Raw genomic sequence first — 16,257 nt, 5'->3', positions numbered from 1 at the left:
GCGTGTAAACCTGTAATTACGCTATCGTGAATATGACAACGCGGGAGTAAAGACCCCCGCGCTGACACACGATTTTGTGAGAGTCTTAACTCTCGTTATTGCTTGCTAAGCTTACTTCTTGTCGTCTTTGACTTCTTCAAACTCAGCATCAACAACATCATCGCCTGCATCGCGAGCCGCTTCAGCTTCAGCGCCTTGGCCAGCTTCTGCTTGTTGTGCAGCGTCTGCATACATCTTCTGAGCAACACCCGAAACCGCTTCTGTTAGCGCTTCAGTTTTTGCTGTGATCTCTGCAGTGTCAGAGCCTTTCAACGCCTCTTCAAGTGCAGTGATGGCTGCTTCGATGTTCGATTTCTCTTCATCAGAAGCCTTATCACCCGCATCTTCTAGCGTCTTACGTGCTGTGTGAACCATGGCATCACCTTGGTTACGAGCAGCCGTTAGCTCTTCAAATTTCTTATCTTCTTCAGCGTGCGCTTCGGCATCCTGAACCATCTTCTCGACTTCGTCATCGCTTAGACCAGAAGAGGCTTTAATAACGATCGACTGCTCTTTGCCAGTCGCCTGGTCTTTAGCAGAAACGTTTAGGATACCGTTAGCATCGATGTCGAAAGTCACTTCGATCTGCGGCATGCCACGTGGTGCTGGTGGGATATCGGCAAGGTCGAAACGGCCTAGCGACTTGTTCTGAGTCGCTTGCTTACGCTCACCCTGAACAACGTGAATGGTTACCGCTGTCTGGTTGTCTTCCGCTGTCGAGAAGGTCTGCGACTTACGCGTTGGGATCGTCGTGTTCTTGTCGATCAGTGGTGTCGCAACGCCACCCATTGTTTCGATACCTAGAGTCAGTGGTGTTACGTCCAGTAGAAGAACGTCTTTCACATCACCTGACAGTACCGCACCCTGAAGCGCAGCACCCATCGCTACCGCTTCGTCTGGGTTAACGTCTTTACGTGGCTCTTTACCGAAGAACTCAGCCACTTTCGCCTGCACCATTGGCATACGAGTCTGACCACCGACGAGGATAACGTCGTCGATCTCAGAAGCGGATAGGCCAGCATCTTGTAGTGCAATGCGACATGGCTCAAGTGAACGTTGAACAAGGTCTTCAACCAGTGACTCTAGCTTCGAACGAGACAGTTTAACGTTCAAGTGCTTAGGACCTGTTGCATCCGCTGTGATGTATGGCAGGTTAACGTCAGTAGACTGTGCCGATGATAGCTCAACTTTCGCTTTCTCACCCGCCTCTTTTAGACGCTGTAGCGCTAGCGGATCGTTATGTAGATCGATGCCAGACTCTTTCTTGAACTCGTCTGCTAGGTAGTTGATAACCGCAAGGTCGAAGTCTTCACCACCTAGGAATGTATCACCGTTGGTTGCAAGTACTTCAAACTGGTGCTCGCCATCAACGTCTGCAATTTCGATGATCGAGATATCGAAAGTACCACCACCTAGGTCGTACACTGCGATCGTGCGATCGCCGGCAGCTTTATCCATGCCATACGCAAGAGCTGCAGCGGTTGGCTCGTTGATGATACGTTTAACTTCTAAGCCTGCGATACGACCCGCATCTTTTGTTGCTTGACGCTGAGAGTCGTTGAAGTAAGCAGGAACCGTGATAACCGCTTCCGTTACCGATTCGCCTAGGTAATCTTCAGCAGTCTTCTTCATCTTCTTAAGAACTTCTGCAGAGATCTGAGGCGGTGCTAGCTTCTCGCCTTTTACCTCAACCCACGCATCGCCATTGTCCGCTTTAGCGATGTTGTAAGGCACCATTTTGATGTCTTTCTGTACAACATCGTCTTCAAAACGACGACCGATTAGACGCTTGATCGCAAATAGAGTGTTGTCTGGGTTAGTAACTGCCTGACGTTTCGCCGACTGACCAACCAGAGTTTCGCCTTCTGCCGAGTAAGCAATGATCGACGGAGTGGTACGATCGCCTTCAGCGTTCTCAATAACTTTAGTTTTATCGCCTTCAAGTACTGCTACACACGAGTTGGTAGTACCTAGGTCAATACCGATGATTTTACCCATGTTTAAATCTCCTAATGACACCGCGCTGGGTGTTTAAAACTGTTTTACCTTAACCCCTATATGGGTGTGGTCTTTCAAATATCAAGTCTGGTTTATAAAAAGGTCTTAACCTTTAGCGACCATCACCATCGCAGGACGAACTAAGCGACCATTAAGTAGGTAGCCCTTCTGCATCACCGCAATGACAGAGTTTGGAGCTGCACCTTCCGCTTCAACCATCGACATCGCTTGATGGTGCTCTGGGTTGAACGCCTCACCCTCTGGGTTGATCACTTCTAGATTGAATTTAGCAACGCCATCGATGAACATTTTGTGCGTCATCTCAACGCCTTCACGAAGCGGTTTAACTACCTCATCTTCGACCTGGCTCGCCTCAATAGCGCGCTCTAGACTGTCGATGACCGGCAGTAGTTCTTCGGCAAATTTCTCAACAGCAAACTTACGCGCTTTATCCACCTCAACCTCAGCACGACGGCGCTGGTTAGCGATCTCCGCTTGGGCACGAGGTTCAAGCTCTGCCAGCTGTTTTTGCAGCTCAGCAATCGTCGCATTCGCAGCGGCTAGCTCTTCTTGAAGGGATTCAACGGTCAGCTCTTCCGTCTCAACCAGTTCAGGCTCCACAAGATTCTCTTCAGCCGTCGCGTCGACTTGACTCTCTTCAACCTGATCTTGGTGTGTCTGATCTTCATTCGCCATGGTGTTATCTCCAGAATCATTCAATCTTGTCTCCTATGTGGTATCGACCATCTGAAATTCAACCCTTCCACGCGCTTTTTTGACCTAAGACTGCACTTTTCTATTGCCTAATACACAAACATTGGTTAAAAATACAGTAACTGTATATCTAAACAGGTATTAAGCCATGTTAACGCTACTCAGCATCCGAAACTTTGCGATCGTCTCAACACTCGACCTAGAACTGAAATCGGGCATGACCGTCGTCAGCGGTGAGACCGGTGCCGGCAAATCGATCATGCTTGATGCACTGGGATTAGCCTTAGGCAAACGCGCTGAAGCCGACTCGGTTCGAGAAGGGGCAAAACGAGCTGAGATTAGCGCCGCGTTCGATATACAAGCACTACCCGATGCGAAACGCTGGTTAGAGGCGAATGAGCTAGAGTCGGAAGAGATCAACGAGTGTATTTTACGCCGCACACTGAGTGCCGACGGTCGCAGCCGAAGCTATATTAATGGCCACCCCTGCCCACTGAACCGCGTCAAAGAGCTGGGTGAGCTGCTTGTCGACATACACGGCCAGCACGAACACCAACGTCTATTAAAGCGCGATTTTCACCGCACCCTGCTCGACAACTACGCCAAAGCCAATGAGACAGCACAGGAAGTACGTAAACTCTTTACCCAGTGGCAATCAAAGCAGAGTGAGTTGAAACGCCTTCAAGACATGAGTGAAGAGGCGAATGCGCAACTGCAACTGCTGAGCTATCAAACGGAAGAGCTCAACCGTTTAGACCCTCAAACAGGTGAACTGCAAGCCTTAGAAGAGGAGCAGAAGATACTCTCCAACGCAGGGTCAATCCTTAACAGTGGCCAACAGATCCAGATGCTTCTTAGCGAGGGTGAAGAGAGCAACGCCACAGCGGTACTCAACCAAGCACTGCACCTATTGGGCGACATCGAAGCGGACTCACCTGCACTACAGCAGACCGCCGAGATGCTAAACGCTGCTCTGATTCAAGTGGAAGAGGCCGAACGCGAGTTGAGCCATTTTGTTCAACGAGTTGAGTTGGACCCTGAGCGCTTACAAGAGGTGGAAGATCGCTTAACCAGCATCTACGATCTAGCCAGGAAACACCGCATTGCGCCAGAGCAGTTACCGGAATTAAAAGACCAACTAAATACTGAACTCGACTCTTTGGCTCATGTCGATGAGAACTTAGAGCAACTCGAATCCGAGGTTGCTACGGCTAATGCCGCATTGATTGAGAAAGCTCGCCAACTCAGCAAACTACGCAGCAAAGCAGCCAAACAGCTTGATAAAGAGGTGAATGAACAACTTGCCATGCTGGGCATGAACAGCGCGCGTTTCACAGCCAGTTTGAGTGATATCGATCCTAAATACATTACGGCTCAGGGCTTGGAAGAGATTGAGTTCCTGATCAATACCAATCAGGGCCAAACCGCAAAACCGCTGGCCAAAATTGCCTCGGGTGGTGAACTGTCACGAATTAGCCTTGCGATTCAAGTTGTAACGGCTAAGACGACTGACACCCCGACACTCATTTTTGACGAAGTCGATGTCGGTATTGGCGGAGGCATTGCCGAAGTCGTTGGCCGACTGTTACGTCATTTGAGTGAACGAGCACAGATTCTCTGTGTCACACACCAACCTCAGGTGGCTTCACAAGGAACCCAACACCTGTTTGTCAGCAAAGGCGCAGACACCGGTTCGGTTGAGACCAAAATCACACCACTCACCGAAAATCAGCGCATTAATGAGATCGCTCGAATGCTGGGTGGACTTGAGATGACTGATACCACCCTTGAGCACGCTAAAGAGATGCTGACCAGCGCGCTATAGACTGGTCGATTCAAACAGTGGCGTGTAAACTAATGCCACTTTGAACAGTAACAGGAACAACCTGAACATGCGCAAGCTCATCATCTCTGCCTTTCTTGCTACTCTCGTGACCGGCTGTACAACCTTTCCAGGCGTGTACAAAATGGATGTTCCGCAAGGCAACCAGGTGACACAAGAGATGGTAGATCAGCTTCGCCCTGGAATGACGCCGAGCCAAGTTCGCTATGTGCTAGGAACACCCCTGTTAACGGATACCTTCAACCAGAACCGATGGGACTATGTCTTCCAGTTGGTACAAGAGGATGAAGTGGTCGAGCTACGTCAGTTTCGCGTCTACTTTGAAAACGACAAGCTGGTGCGTTTGGAAGGCGATCTGAAACCTCAGTAACGCAGAGCTCAACGAATACAAAAAAGCCAACTTACGAGTTGGCTTTTTTGGCTTTAGCTTCGGCTGCTCGACGAGCGCGAACATCTTTAGGGTCAGCAATTAACGGGCGGTAGATCTCTACTCTATCACCGTCACGCAAGACCTCTGCTTTAGGGTCCTTGATCGCACGACTGAAGATACCCATTGTGTCACTGTTGATATCGATCTGTTTATACAGCTCAGCAATGCGCGAGCGAACAACCGCATCATATGCCGTTGTACCCTCTTCTACTTGCAGAGCAATGATCTTCTGCTCAGTCGGCAGAGCATAGGCCACTTCAACGTTAATCACTGATCACCTCATCCGTAAATTTGATCAGCGCGCGACACAAAGGCATCCACCAAAGTTGTCGCGACACTATTAAACACTTTAGACATCGCCATTCCAGTTAGCTTGCCCTCAAACTCGAAACTGAGATTGAGTTCCACCTTAGAAGCTTCATCTGACAACTCAGTGAACGTCCAAACCCCCTCAAGACTTTTAAAGGGGCCATTAACCAAACCAATGGTCATTGAAGAGGGACGGACCAGACGATTACGCGTCGTAAAATCATAACTAAGCCCCCCTTTAGCGAGCTTCAGTGTCGCTTCGAGCATCTCTTCACTCTCGGCGATCACTTCCGTGCCAGAGCACCAAGGTAGGAACTCTGGGTAGCGACGCACATCGTTGATCAGATCAAACATCTGCTCAGCGGTGTGTAATACAAGGGCGGTTCTATTTACGACCGTCATAACGGGTGGCAAGTCTCAAATAACAGTTACAAGCTGCTTATTGTCCAGTTTATATACGCTTTGAACAAGAGGATTCCTTCCTTTGCTTACAACAGCTCTATATAATCCGCCGCATGGCAAAAAAGAAGAAAGCTCCTGGCGGAAACACCATCTGCCAAAATAAACGTGCACGATTCGAGTACAGCATCGAAAATAAATTCGAAGCTGGCCTCGTGCTGACCGGGTGGGAAGTCAAAAGCCTACGCGAAGGCCGCGCACAACTGGTTGAGTCTTACATCGATTTTAAAAACGGTGAAGCTTGGCTATTAGGTGCCCACTTCTCGCCATTAAAAACCGCCTGCACACACGTTGTTGCAGATCCGGTTAGACCACGCAAACTGCTTCTAAACCGCACAGAACTGAACCGCCTAGCCGGTGCAGTCGAAGCCAAAGGTTTCACCTGTGTTGCACTGAGCCTCTACTGGAAAGAGAGCAAAATTAAGTGTGAGATCGGTTTAGCAAAAGGTAAGAAGCTTCACGACAAGCGCGCCACTGAAAAAGAGCGCGATTGGAACCGTGAAAAACAGCGTGTTCTCAGCAAGAACCAATAGAGTTCTTGTAACCCAGATAGCAAACGCTATACTGGCAAGTTCTGGGGGTGACTTGGATTCGACGCCGATTGCGAACCCTTAGGTGCATGTCGAGAATGTGATGATTCTCGTAAATCCCTCATCACACAGTTATAGTTGCAAACGACGATAACTACGCTCTAGCAGCCTAAGCCTGCTAGCGCTGCCCTCTAAGGTGTCTATAACTCAGAGTTTCGGCAGTGTCATATGAGATAGAATCGCCCGGAGACTTCGCCTTAAGGCAAAGGGTTAAAACTCAAAAAGGCTCGCCCATAACAGCCTGACTCTCGGCTCGTGACGGGTTAACTCAATAGAGATGTCTATGCATGTAGAGCTTGAGGCAGAGGATTGACGGACGCGGGTTCGAAACCCGCCACCTCCACCAATACACTAAGGTCAACCGTTATCGGTTGGCCTTTTTTATTACCTATCTCTTTGTATTATTTGGGGTTAATGAGGGTTTTTGCTGACTTCCCTATAAGTTTGAAAATCGACATATCGGGCTATTTTCTCTCTGATGGCCCTATATTCTCTGTCTCTCTCCGTTTTTTGAAACAGCGAAGTCAACGAACATCGGATTTCCAGTCCCGAGCAAACATCGGTTAGCCAGCGAACTAATCGACGAGTTTTATTTTTAAACTTCAAGGCAATCGTTTTTAACAACTCTTAAAAGGCCACTCTAAATGCCACAATCCAAGCCTCGCCCTGGCAATGTTTGGATTGAGGGATGACCGCCTGGAACTTCAAAAATAGGTAACGTCCCGAGCCTGCCAGGTTCATTTAGTATTCAAACCGCTGACGCTGCTCGCTCCACAACACCGCAGTATCAACAGCCAAATCAAACAGCGTCACGTGATCCGGCACTTCATCATCCAGAATAGCTTCGACGATCTCCGGTGCCAATGTGGTCAGGTTAATCATGCGACTGACATAACTACTGTCAATCCCCTCTCGCTTGGCAATTTCCTTGAGACTGCTGACTTTTCCTGACTCAAACAACCTGAGCCACCGATGCCCACGTATTAAGGCCAACTGCAGTACCGTGAACTTTTTCTCCCAGGGTCGTCCAATTACTTCGCCTGTAGGTTTCCTCAGAACTTTGCGACCTTCACGACGGGTTATCTTGATAGGAACACGAATGCTCATAACACCATCGGATGACTCATAAGTTTCTCGTTGGCCGTTGGATTTGATTTCGATCTCATTCATACGCTAGCCCCCGCTCTGTCTGTCTGTGTTGCTGTGAGTAGTTCTCTGGCTACAGATTCCAAGCCGTTTAGTCTGAGCCGGACCTCTATATCCTCGGGTGAGACCACCACCTTCTCGATCAGAAGTTTGGTGATCCGCTCCTGCTCGGCCGGGAACAGAAACTCCCAGATATCATCCAGTTTACGCAACGCTATGGTGACTTTCGCTTCATCAAGCTCATTATCAATTGATACCGCTGCAGGGAGTATCTTTTCGATCATCTGTTGTGATCGCAGTATTTCACGCAGTTGCGTCTGCACGGTTGCCTCTAGCTGCGCAGCTGGATATCGCGCTAACCCTGACGCGCCTGCATATTCCTTAGCGTCGCGCTGAGGAATGTAATAGCGATAGCGCTTGCCGTTTTTCTTTTTCGTCGTCCAGGGCGTGAGTGTTCTACCATCGTTACCAAACACAATCCCTTTGAGCAGGAATGGCACTTTGGCTCGCGTACGATTCGCTCGCACTTTTCCGTTGGTTGCCAAAATCGAGTGGACTGAGTCCCACTCCTCCTGAGTGATGATTGGAGTGTGCCGTCCGTCATACCAGTTATCTTTGTGATGAATTTTACCGATGTACGTCTGGTTATGGAGGTACTTGTAGATCATGCCCTTATCGATGGGCTTACCAGCTCGGTAGTTTCCTTCCTGTGTCGTCCACGACTTGCTTGTTGCGCCTTCAAGCTGAAGCTCTCGGACCAGCAGTGTCGCAGATCCTAGTTCAACAAAGCGTTTAAATATCCGTTGAACCAATTTCGCTTCTTTCGGGTTGGGTACCAGATGGCGGTCTTTAACGTCATAACCCAGCGGCGGAATACCGCCCATCCACATGCCCTTCTTCTTACTGGCGGCGATCTTGTCTCGTATACGTTCACCCGTGACCTCGCGTTCGAACTGGGCAAAGGAGAGCAAGATGTTTAATGTTAATCGACCCATGGAAGAAGTAGTGTTGAACTGTTGCGTTACAGAGACAAACGAAACATTGTGGCGATCGAAAACCTCAACCATTTGCGAAAAGTCTGCGAGGCTACGAGTTAGTCGGTCGATCTTGTAGTCCACAACAATATCGATTTTTCCCGCTTCGATGTCCCTCAGTAACCGCTGTAATGCGGGACGCTCCATTGAGCCGCCGGAGTATGCCGGATCGTCATAGTCATCAGCCACAGGTATCCGGCCTTCGTGACGTTGGCTATTGATGTAATTATGCCCCGCATCAGTCTGGGCATGGATGGAGTTGTACTCCTGATCCAGACCTTCTTCAGTAGACTTTCGCGTATACACAGCGCAGCGTTTTCTCTGTCGAGTCGATTCGCTCATTTAGCACCTCCTTTTTTGCTTGGTTTAGATGCTGAGCGCAGGCCAAAGAACACAGGGCCCGACCACCGAGTACCGGTGATCAATCGCGCGATCTCAGAAAGACTGCTGTACAAAGTGCCTTTGTAATCAAACGCCCCATCTAAGGTAACAGTGACCTCATGCCGCTCCTCCTGATATTCACGAATGAGCACCGTTCCCGGCTCCGGTACAATCTTTCCAGCCGCACGCGGATTGCCGGTATCCTTTAGCAACTGCTCGATTCGTTTTTGGTTCCTCTCTAAAAGTCCGGGGTTCTGTTGCCTGTAAACATTCTCCTGCAACTTGTAGGAGAGACGACGTTCAAGATATGGCCTGCGGTTTGTAGGCGGTTCAGTTTGATAGACATCGAGCCAGAAGGACTTGAGATCTTCGAAGGACATCTCCTTAAGACCAACAATCTGTTCTATCACTGATGAAGGTATCGCGACGGGTTGATGTTTTCTGTTCATATCGACTCCTTAAAGTTGGTTAGGGTGTCGTTTGTATGAACGCTCTTCTCCTGGTAGAAGCCAAGCTGAACTTCGCTATACTCCTGAGGTTTCTGCGAACTAGCGCATCCACTTTCTCGCAAACGAACCAAGCCATTCGCCAGCAGTTGCGCGACCTCATTGAGTCGCTGGCTCGCATCCATCTTGTCAGGTGGAATCTGTTTGATTTGATACATTGGTAGGCACTCCTGAATAACTAACGACTGTTGACGATAATTTTCAGGGTGTGCGAGCTATCTGGCCATCACGTGGTTTCGAACGGATTTAAGCTCGTGAGGGTTAATGCAAAAAGTGATCAAATTATTTGGCTGTTTACATTCTTAGGTTGGAATACTGAACTGCTGGTTCTGGCCCTTTCCGGACCTTCAATTTATTCAATCAAAGAGGCTTTGAATGACAAAATTTTGAGAAAGGTGGACTCCCACATTTTATGGCTGATACGTTATACATCTAGTTTGGTAAGTTACGAATTCCACTTTTGATTAGGCGATAGCTGTTCCTCATTTCTAATTCTTCATGAATCAACTAGGGGTAGTAGCCTGAAGTTCAATTCTGTTGACTCGTTGAATCTCTGTTTTAATCGCAGTTTAAAGCGCATCATCATATTTTGGTGCTTCAACTTTAAACCACAATGCATACATAGCTGGGACAAACAGCAGTGTTATAAATGTCCCCATCATAACCCCGCCAATTAATACATAGGCCAGAGGTCCCCAGAATAGGTCGAATGTAAGCGGGATAAAAGCGAAGATGGCCGCGAGTGCTGTCAGAATTAGGGGGCGAGCTCGTGAGACGGTTGCCTCGATGATCGCCTTGCCTGCTGCCAACCCTTCTTCTAAATTATCCTGTACCTGCTGAGTCAGGATCATGGTGTTACGCATCAAAATACCGCCTAGTCCGATCAAGCCTAACAGGGCGGTAAAGCCAAAGGGTTGGTCAAATATAAAGAGTGCAACAGCAGCACCAATTAACCCGAGCGGTGCAGTAAAAAACACCATGAAGGTTCCAGAGAACGATCGCATTTGTAGCATAATAAATATCAGCATTAATGCGAGCATCAGCGGTTGCAGCTTCTGGATAGACTGATCGGCTTTGCCGGATTGCTCTACTGATCCCCCAATATCAATTCGATAGCCGGCCGGCAAATCATCTCTAATCTGCTGCATCGTATCCCAAATTGCTTTAGTGACATCAGGCGGCTGCGCCCCCTCGACATCGGCATGCACGGCTAGAAAGGGTTCGCGATTGTAGCGTTTGATAACAGGTTCTTCGTATTGAATGGTGAGTTTGCCCAACTGCCTAACCGGAATTTTCTTTCCATCCTGAGTCTTGATTTCTAACTGTTCGGGTAAGAGTATAGTGTCGCGTGAACTACGCGCGACCACTTGAACACTTCTTATATCCTGTCGTACCTCGGCAACTTCGACTCCGTTTAGTTGAAACTGAAGTTGCTGTGACACGTCGTTAGGTGTGAGTCCCATTAATAGAAGTCGCTCTAGATCCATATCAAGATGGAAGCTTGGAGCACGCTCATCCCACTCTAGGTGCGGAATTACAGTGTGTGGGTTAGATGCGATTTTATCTCTGACTTTATAGGCAATATCGCGCAATATCTGTTGATCAGGACCTACGACACGGAAGCTGACAGGCCAGACAACCGGTGGCCCGAACAGCAGGCTTGTTACACGGATTCGAGCTTCTGGAAACTCGCCGTTGGCAATTCTCTGCTTAAGTGCGGCCATGATTCTATCGCGTCCTGCTGCATCATCACCTATTGCGATAATCTTAGCGAAGGATGGATCAGGTTGCTCAGGGTTTGCTGAAATGAAGAATCGTGGAGCTCCCGCCCCGATGTAAGAGGAGAGGCTCTTAACCTCCGGTAGCTCAGATAACGCACTCTCTAATTTTTGTACTGTAGCATCCGTTGTTTTAATTGAACTGCCTTGAGGTAGATAGACTGAAACCAATACCTCGGGTCGGTCAGAACTTGGGAAGAACTGTTTATCAACAAGTATCGCCATCACAGCTGCGCTCATAACAAGCGCTGCAACGGTAACTAGAATAACTGTCTTACGAAAGCGTACACAGTAAGTGATGATTGCCCGTAGTTTAGTGTAAATCGGGGTTTGATAGAGGCTCGCTGCATCGTGTTTCTGATAGTTAGGGAGTAACTTCACCCCGAGGTAGGGCATAAAGGTGACGGCGACGACCCAAGATATCAGCAGTGAAAATGCCAGTACCCAGAAAATGTTGCCGGCGTATTCTCCGACTCCCGATTGAGCAAAACCGATAGGGACAAAGCCAGCAGTCGTAACTAGGGTCCCAAAGAGCATAGGGGCTGCGGTAACATTCCATGCATGGCTTGCAGCACGAATTCGATCCCAGCCCTCTTCCATTTTTACGATCATCATCTCTATGGAGATAATTGCATCGTCGACTAGCAGTCCCAAGGCGATAATCAACGCACCAAGTGTGACCCTGTCGAGGTTGATATCAACCATTTTCATGATGAGGAACGTCAGACCGATAGTGATCGGTATTGCGATGCCGACAACAAGACCTGCTCGGAAGCCAATAGCGATGACAGTGACCGCCATCACCACAAGTACAGCCACTAGAAATTTTACCTGGAAAAGGTCAACAGCCTGGCTTATGGCATCCGTTTGGTTGGTGAGCACCTGTAGCGAAACACCTAAAGGAAGGTTGGAGCGCTCTTTATCGAGAAAGTTTGCGAGGCTTTCACCAAAGGCCAAGCCATTTTCACCTTTGTTCATGACCACGCCTAACAGAATCGCATCTTCGCTATTGGCCCGCACTAGATAGGTTGGCGGATCTTCATATCCACGACTCACCTCTGCGATGTCGGAGAGGCGTATCAATGCATTACCAACTCTGAGCGGTAGGTCTGCTAGCTTGTCTGGGTCGCTTAAATCAGAGTGTGTACGAAGATAGGCACGCGGCCCGTTTAGGTCCAAAGAACCCTCAGGAATGAGTGTGTTACTTGCATCGATCGCTGCAAAAATCTGTTCGGGCGTTACTCCTAGGTTATTTAAACGGTCCATATCGAAATCGATAAACACACGTTCAGGTCGATCACCAAGTATCATCGCCTTTTGAACGGCTGGGAGCTGTTGTAACCGATCCCTGATTGTCTCAGCTTCCCGACTAAGATCCCTCATAGGCATGCCGGGAGCTGTTAGAGCTATAAGGGAGAAGTACACATCGGAGAAATCATCGTTTACTATCGGCCCTATGACACCTGAGGGTAGGTTGTGCGCCTCATCCTGCATTCTTTTTCGTACTTGATAGAAAAGATCAGGCACAACTTCACTAGGTGAGAAATCCTCAAACTCTATCTGTAAGTCTGCTCGACCAGGTCTAACCGTGGTCTCGATCTTACTTAAGTATTCGACCTCTTGGATTCGCTTCTCCAAGCGGTCGACGACTTGATTTTGTAAAACCTCAGGTTCAGCTCCTGGCCATACAACGGAGACAACCATAACCCGCACTGTGAAAGCCGGATCTTCTGCGCGCCCCAAAGAGAAGAATGCAAAAACACCAGCCAGGACAGAAAGTATTATAAAAAACAGAGTAATTGAGCGTTCACGTACAGCAAGCGCTGAGAGGTTGGGGAAACTCATCGCGCCTGCTCCCTAACCGCCATTCCAGGTTCCAATAGATGGGTGCCAACGGCAATGACGCGACTTTCGCTGTTTAGTGGCGCGCGAATAGTCGCATACTCTAATTTCAATTCCAGTACCTCAACTGAGACTGGTTGAGCTGTATTGCCTACAACCTGCCAAATCTGAGGGCCCTGGTTGCGTTCATCAAGCGCGCCCAGGGGAACCTCGAAGGTGACATCTGATGTGTTACGGTTAAGCGCAACCTGCACAACAGTCCCTATGTTCAACGCCTCTGTCACGGCTTCTATTCTGTACCTAGCTTTCCAGCTTCTACTCTCTGGGTCTGCTGCACCAGCTACCTCACGTAGACGAAGCGGCAAATCTTGCTCTTGTAGCTTTAATACACCTGATTCTGGAGCTTGGTTGCCGTCGGATAGGAACACTTCGACCTCTAGATCACCATCTTCTACGAGGAGTGCCACAGGTTGCCCCACTCCAACAACCATTCCCGGTTCACCTGTAACCTCGGCTAATACACCGGATTTATCTGCACGTAGCTCAGCATAACTAAGCCCGTTTTGGGCTTGAGATAATACAGCTTTGGCGGAATCACGACGGCTTTCCGCGTTCTGTAGTGCGAGCTCAAATGCTTCTAGAGTTTGTCGGCTAACAAAGTTGCGTTCAATTAACTGGCGTTGACGGTCGAGCTCATTTTGAGCGATCGCGAGGGCGACCTGTGCAGTTTGAAGTTCCGCTTTGGCAACTTGCATAGTAGCCTCTAAGTCACGTTTATCGAGTTCAAAAAGCAGAGCGCCACTCGCTACCTTCTGACCAGCATCCACCTCTCGCTTGAGAATGCGCCCAGAAACCTGAAAAGAGACAGGAGTCTCATAATGCCCTCTAATGGTTCCCGATGCTCTGATTTCGTCGTGGTCGTCCGTCTTAACCGCCACCGTGCGTACCCAAGGTGCATCGGTCGTTGGCGTTTCAGTTGGAGTGGTGTCGCCACAGCCGACGAGAAGAAGGGCTAGTATAAGCGGCGGCAGAACCTTGCGCATATTTGCTATTCTCATTTGATTAATATTTACTGTACGGTATCGTACATTAAGTTATTCGGAAAATAAATTGATTACCAATAGTCGAGTCGGCCGGCCTTTAGATCACTCCAAAGATACAGCGATTCTTGATGCAGCCTGCGCTCTTATGTTCGCTAAGGGGCCAGCTAAGATGTCAATGGAAGCGATAGCTCGGCAAGCAGGTGTGTCGAAAGTAACGCTTTATAAGCGCTTCGCGGACAAAGAAACATTAATTGATGCCGTGATACAACAGCTGTCGCAAAGGATAAACGGCACGTTGACAGTGTCACCGAATGACTATAAAGATTGTCACCATGCTTTATCAGAGTTTGGATTATTGCTCCTTAATTTTATCGTCAGTCATGAGCACATGAATCTGATGAGAATGATGGCATCTATCTCCGAGGAGCATACGCAGATACTCCATAATATCTACAGTGGCGGAGTGATGGCCGCGCACCAAGCGTTAAGCGAATGGTTGACGCTGAAACACAAGGAAGGTTTGATCAACTGCGCGGATCCCGACTTCGGAGCAGAGATGTTTCTCAGTATGATTACTGGATTAGATATCGTGCGGGCGTTTCATCGTATACCTCCGCGTAGCGTCGAAGGGGAAACCAGATTACATGTAGAGAAGGTAGTGAGCTCTTTTTTGAAGCTCTGGCAATTGGAATAGATTCTTTGGAAGTAGCGGTATATCACAGCGATATACTATCACTGTCCAGCAGATCAGAAGACCAAGCTCAGAATTGAAAATAGCCCAATTTTGGGTATACGGATTTAATGGTTGATGGGGCACCTTCACCCCATCAATCTGATACCACCCTCAGATGGTTGATAGATCGACTCCGTAGTTGAGTTCCTCTGCGAAGTCCGGCAGTCCGTAACCGATGGTTTTCTTGTAGAAAGGAGAGACCTTCGCAGTCGGTGCCTTCTTCTTGTGCTTCGTGGTGTAGAGCATTCGTGCCCGCATCACCTCGAAGGAGTAACCGCGCCCTTCACGGTTCTTGTCCTTGGCCAGTCGGTTGATGGACTCCGTGTAAGCGTTGGTGACGGGCATGTCCGTCTCGAAGTAGGTCATGGTCTCTTCGCGCCAGTTTCCCACTGCCCTGACCAGATCGCTCCAGACTTCCTTTTGGCCCTTCGGGATGGTGGCTATCCACTCGTCCAGGGCGGCTTCTGCCTGGAGCCGTGTGGTGGCGTCCCAGATGCCGTAGAAGCGCTCCTTGTGCTCGTAGGCGGCCAGCAGTTGCGGGAACGCGCCTGTCCAGGTCTCCATGATGAGGCGCTCCCGGTCTGAGACTTCGTGAGCGCGTTTCAGCAGGATTTTCCGGTCTCCCTTGAGAGTCCGGCTCTGGGACGGTTTCAGCTCCTTTCTGAGGCCCTTGCGCACTTTCTCTAGGGCATCGTTGGCCATGCGCACCACATGGAACTTATCGACCACGATACGGGCCTGGGGCAGCACAGCCTTGACCGCTGCCCGGTAGGGGTTCCACATGTCCATGCTGACGATCTCGACCTTCTGCCGGTCTTTCAGCTTCATCAGGTAGTTGGTCACCACGTCCTGGCGGCGGGTGGCCAGCAGGTCGAGCAGGGTTCGCTCCTCAATGTTGGTCAGAATGCAGCGGTAGCGCTTGTTCAGGTATAGCTCGTCAATGCCCAGGATGCGGGGCGTCTCGAAGCGGTGCCAGCGCCCCAGGAACTCGGCGCGGGCGTTGAAGATGTCGCGCACCGTCTTCTCGTCCAGGCCGGTCTGTGCCGCCACAAAGGTGTAGGGGTGGTTGAAGGATTCCTTCTCCACGTACTCATGCAGCCGCAGTGTCATACGGAATCCGTCCACCATCTCCGGTAGCTGGGGCCTGAATGTTGTCTTGCAGGCCCGGCAGGTGTATCGGCGGCGGACCACCCAGAGAGTGACCCGCTTGCCGTGGATGGGCAGATCACGATAGGGAACGTCACGCTTGCCGAACCGTACGAGCTCACCCTGCACGCCGCATTCCTCGCAGGCGATGGGATCGGGCACGTCCACCTGGAAGTGCATTTCGTCGTCGGTTGATTTGCAGCCCAGTACTTGGTATTGCGGCAGGTGAAGGATGTTGTCGGGAAGTTCGGTCATGGTGTTGTATA

15 protein-coding genes and 1 other RNA gene are annotated in these 16,257 nt (G+C 49.5%); 5 read left to right on the top strand and 11 right to left on the bottom strand.

Going from position 1 to position 16,257, the window contains the following annotated elements:
- Positions 1 to 111 precede the first annotated feature (111 nt).
- Together dnaK and grpE are read right to left on the bottom strand one after the other, a co-directional pair.
- Positions 112 to 2,037, bottom strand: coding sequence for a molecular chaperone DnaK (gene dnaK / locus XMG48_RS00985; RefSeq protein ID WP_173480199.1), 1,926 nt, complete (start codon positions 2,035 to 2,037; stop codon positions 112 to 114).
- Positions 2,038 to 2,142: 105 nt separating this feature from the next.
- A complete protein-coding gene (grpE, locus tag XMG48_RS00980; RefSeq protein WP_173480738.1) occupies positions 2,143 to 2,733 on the bottom strand; it encodes a nucleotide exchange factor GrpE in 591 nt (196 codons plus the stop codon).
- 166 nt (positions 2,734 to 2,899) lie between these two features.
- On the opposite strand from grpE, the gene recN reads away from it, so the two are divergent.
- A complete protein-coding gene (gene recN / locus XMG48_RS00975) occupies positions 2,900 to 4,576 on the top strand; it encodes a DNA repair protein RecN (RefSeq protein WP_173480198.1) in 1,677 nt (558 codons plus the stop codon).
- 67 nt (positions 4,577 to 4,643) lie between these two features.
- On the top strand, positions 4,644 to 4,964 hold the full coding sequence (locus XMG48_RS00970) for an outer membrane protein assembly factor BamE (RefSeq protein WP_173480197.1): 321 nt from the start codon (positions 4,644 to 4,646) through the stop codon (positions 4,962 to 4,964).
- A gap of 31 nt (positions 4,965 to 4,995) precedes the next feature.
- Here XMG48_RS00970 and XMG48_RS00965 read toward each other — a convergent pair whose 3' ends face one another.
- Together XMG48_RS00965 and XMG48_RS00960 are read right to left on the bottom strand one after the other, a co-directional pair.
- Entirely contained in the window at positions 4,996 to 5,295 is a 300-nt protein-coding gene (locus XMG48_RS00965; RefSeq protein ID WP_173480196.1) for an RnfH family protein, read from the bottom strand.
- A gap of 8 nt (positions 5,296 to 5,303) precedes the next feature.
- The gene (locus XMG48_RS00960) at positions 5,304 to 5,735 is read right to left on the bottom strand and encodes a type II toxin-antitoxin system RatA family toxin (protein WP_173480195.1); all 432 of its coding nucleotides are present in this window, start codon (positions 5,733 to 5,735) and stop codon (positions 5,304 to 5,306) included.
- A gap of 113 nt (positions 5,736 to 5,848) precedes the next feature.
- Here XMG48_RS00960 and smpB point away from each other — a divergent pair, with 113 nt between their 5' ends.
- Positions 5,849 to 6,325, top strand: a complete 477-nt coding sequence (smpB, locus tag XMG48_RS00955; RefSeq protein ID WP_173480194.1) for an SsrA-binding protein SmpB — start codon at positions 5,849 to 5,851, stop codon at positions 6,323 to 6,325.
- 43 nt (positions 6,326 to 6,368) lie between these two features.
- Positions 6,369 to 6,728: a transfer-messenger RNA gene (gene ssrA, locus XMG48_RS00950) on the top strand.
- A 395-nt stretch (positions 6,729 to 7,123) separates the two neighbouring features.
- Here the strand turns inward: ssrA and XMG48_RS00945 are convergent.
- From XMG48_RS00945 to XMG48_RS00920, 6 genes are all read right to left on the bottom strand, one after another.
- Complete coding sequence (locus XMG48_RS00945; protein WP_173480193.1) at positions 7,124 to 7,552, bottom strand: LacI family transcriptional regulator; 429 nt, start codon at positions 7,550 to 7,552, stop codon at positions 7,124 to 7,126.
- Positions 7,549 to 8,904, bottom strand: a complete 1,356-nt coding sequence (locus XMG48_RS00940) for a recombinase family protein (protein WP_173480192.1) — start codon at positions 8,902 to 8,904, stop codon at positions 7,549 to 7,551. Before XMG48_RS00940 ends, XMG48_RS00945 begins: the two co-directional genes overlap by 4 nt.
- On the bottom strand, positions 8,901 to 9,392 hold the full coding sequence (locus XMG48_RS00935; protein WP_173480191.1) for a DUF2924 domain-containing protein: 492 nt from the start codon (positions 9,390 to 9,392) through the stop codon (positions 8,901 to 8,903). The genes XMG48_RS00940 and XMG48_RS00935 overlap by 4 nt, the downstream gene beginning before the upstream one ends.
- Positions 9,389 to 9,607 (bottom strand): hypothetical protein, encoded by a 219-nt coding sequence (locus tag XMG48_RS00930; RefSeq protein WP_173480190.1) that lies wholly within the window; start codon positions 9,605 to 9,607, stop codon positions 9,389 to 9,391. The genes XMG48_RS00935 and XMG48_RS00930 overlap by 4 nt, the downstream gene beginning before the upstream one ends.
- Before the next feature lie 411 nt (positions 9,608 to 10,018).
- Positions 10,019 to 13,072 carry an efflux RND transporter permease subunit gene (locus XMG48_RS00925; RefSeq protein ID WP_173480189.1) on the bottom strand — a complete coding sequence of 1,018 codons (3,054 nt, stop codon included), beginning with the start codon at positions 13,070 to 13,072 and terminating at the stop codon, positions 10,019 to 10,021.
- Positions 13,069 to 14,112 (bottom strand): efflux RND transporter periplasmic adaptor subunit, encoded by a 1,044-nt coding sequence (locus XMG48_RS00920; RefSeq protein WP_173480188.1) that lies wholly within the window; start codon positions 14,110 to 14,112, stop codon positions 13,069 to 13,071. The genes XMG48_RS00925 and XMG48_RS00920 overlap by 4 nt, the downstream gene beginning before the upstream one ends.
- A 67-nt stretch (positions 14,113 to 14,179) precedes the next feature.
- Here XMG48_RS00920 and XMG48_RS00915 point away from each other — a divergent pair, with 67 nt between their 5' ends.
- Positions 14,180 to 14,806, top strand: a complete 627-nt coding sequence (locus tag XMG48_RS00915) for a TetR/AcrR family transcriptional regulator (protein WP_173480187.1) — start codon at positions 14,180 to 14,182, stop codon at positions 14,804 to 14,806.
- 150 nt (positions 14,807 to 14,956) lie between these two features.
- On the opposite strand, the gene XMG48_RS00910 is transcribed toward XMG48_RS00915, so the two are convergent.
- Positions 14,957 to 16,246 carry an ISL3-like element ISPpu12 family transposase gene (locus XMG48_RS00910; protein WP_010548535.1) on the bottom strand — a complete coding sequence of 430 codons (1,290 nt, stop codon included), beginning with the start codon at positions 16,244 to 16,246 and terminating at the stop codon, positions 14,957 to 14,959.
- Between the last annotated feature and the right edge of the window lie 11 nt (positions 16,247 to 16,257).

This window comes from Marinobacterium sp. xm-g-48, assembly GCF_013282925.1.
GTDB lineage: Bacteria > Pseudomonadota > Gammaproteobacteria > Pseudomonadales > Balneatricaceae > Marinobacterium_E.
This window is presented reverse-complemented; position numbering and strand designations above follow the sequence as displayed.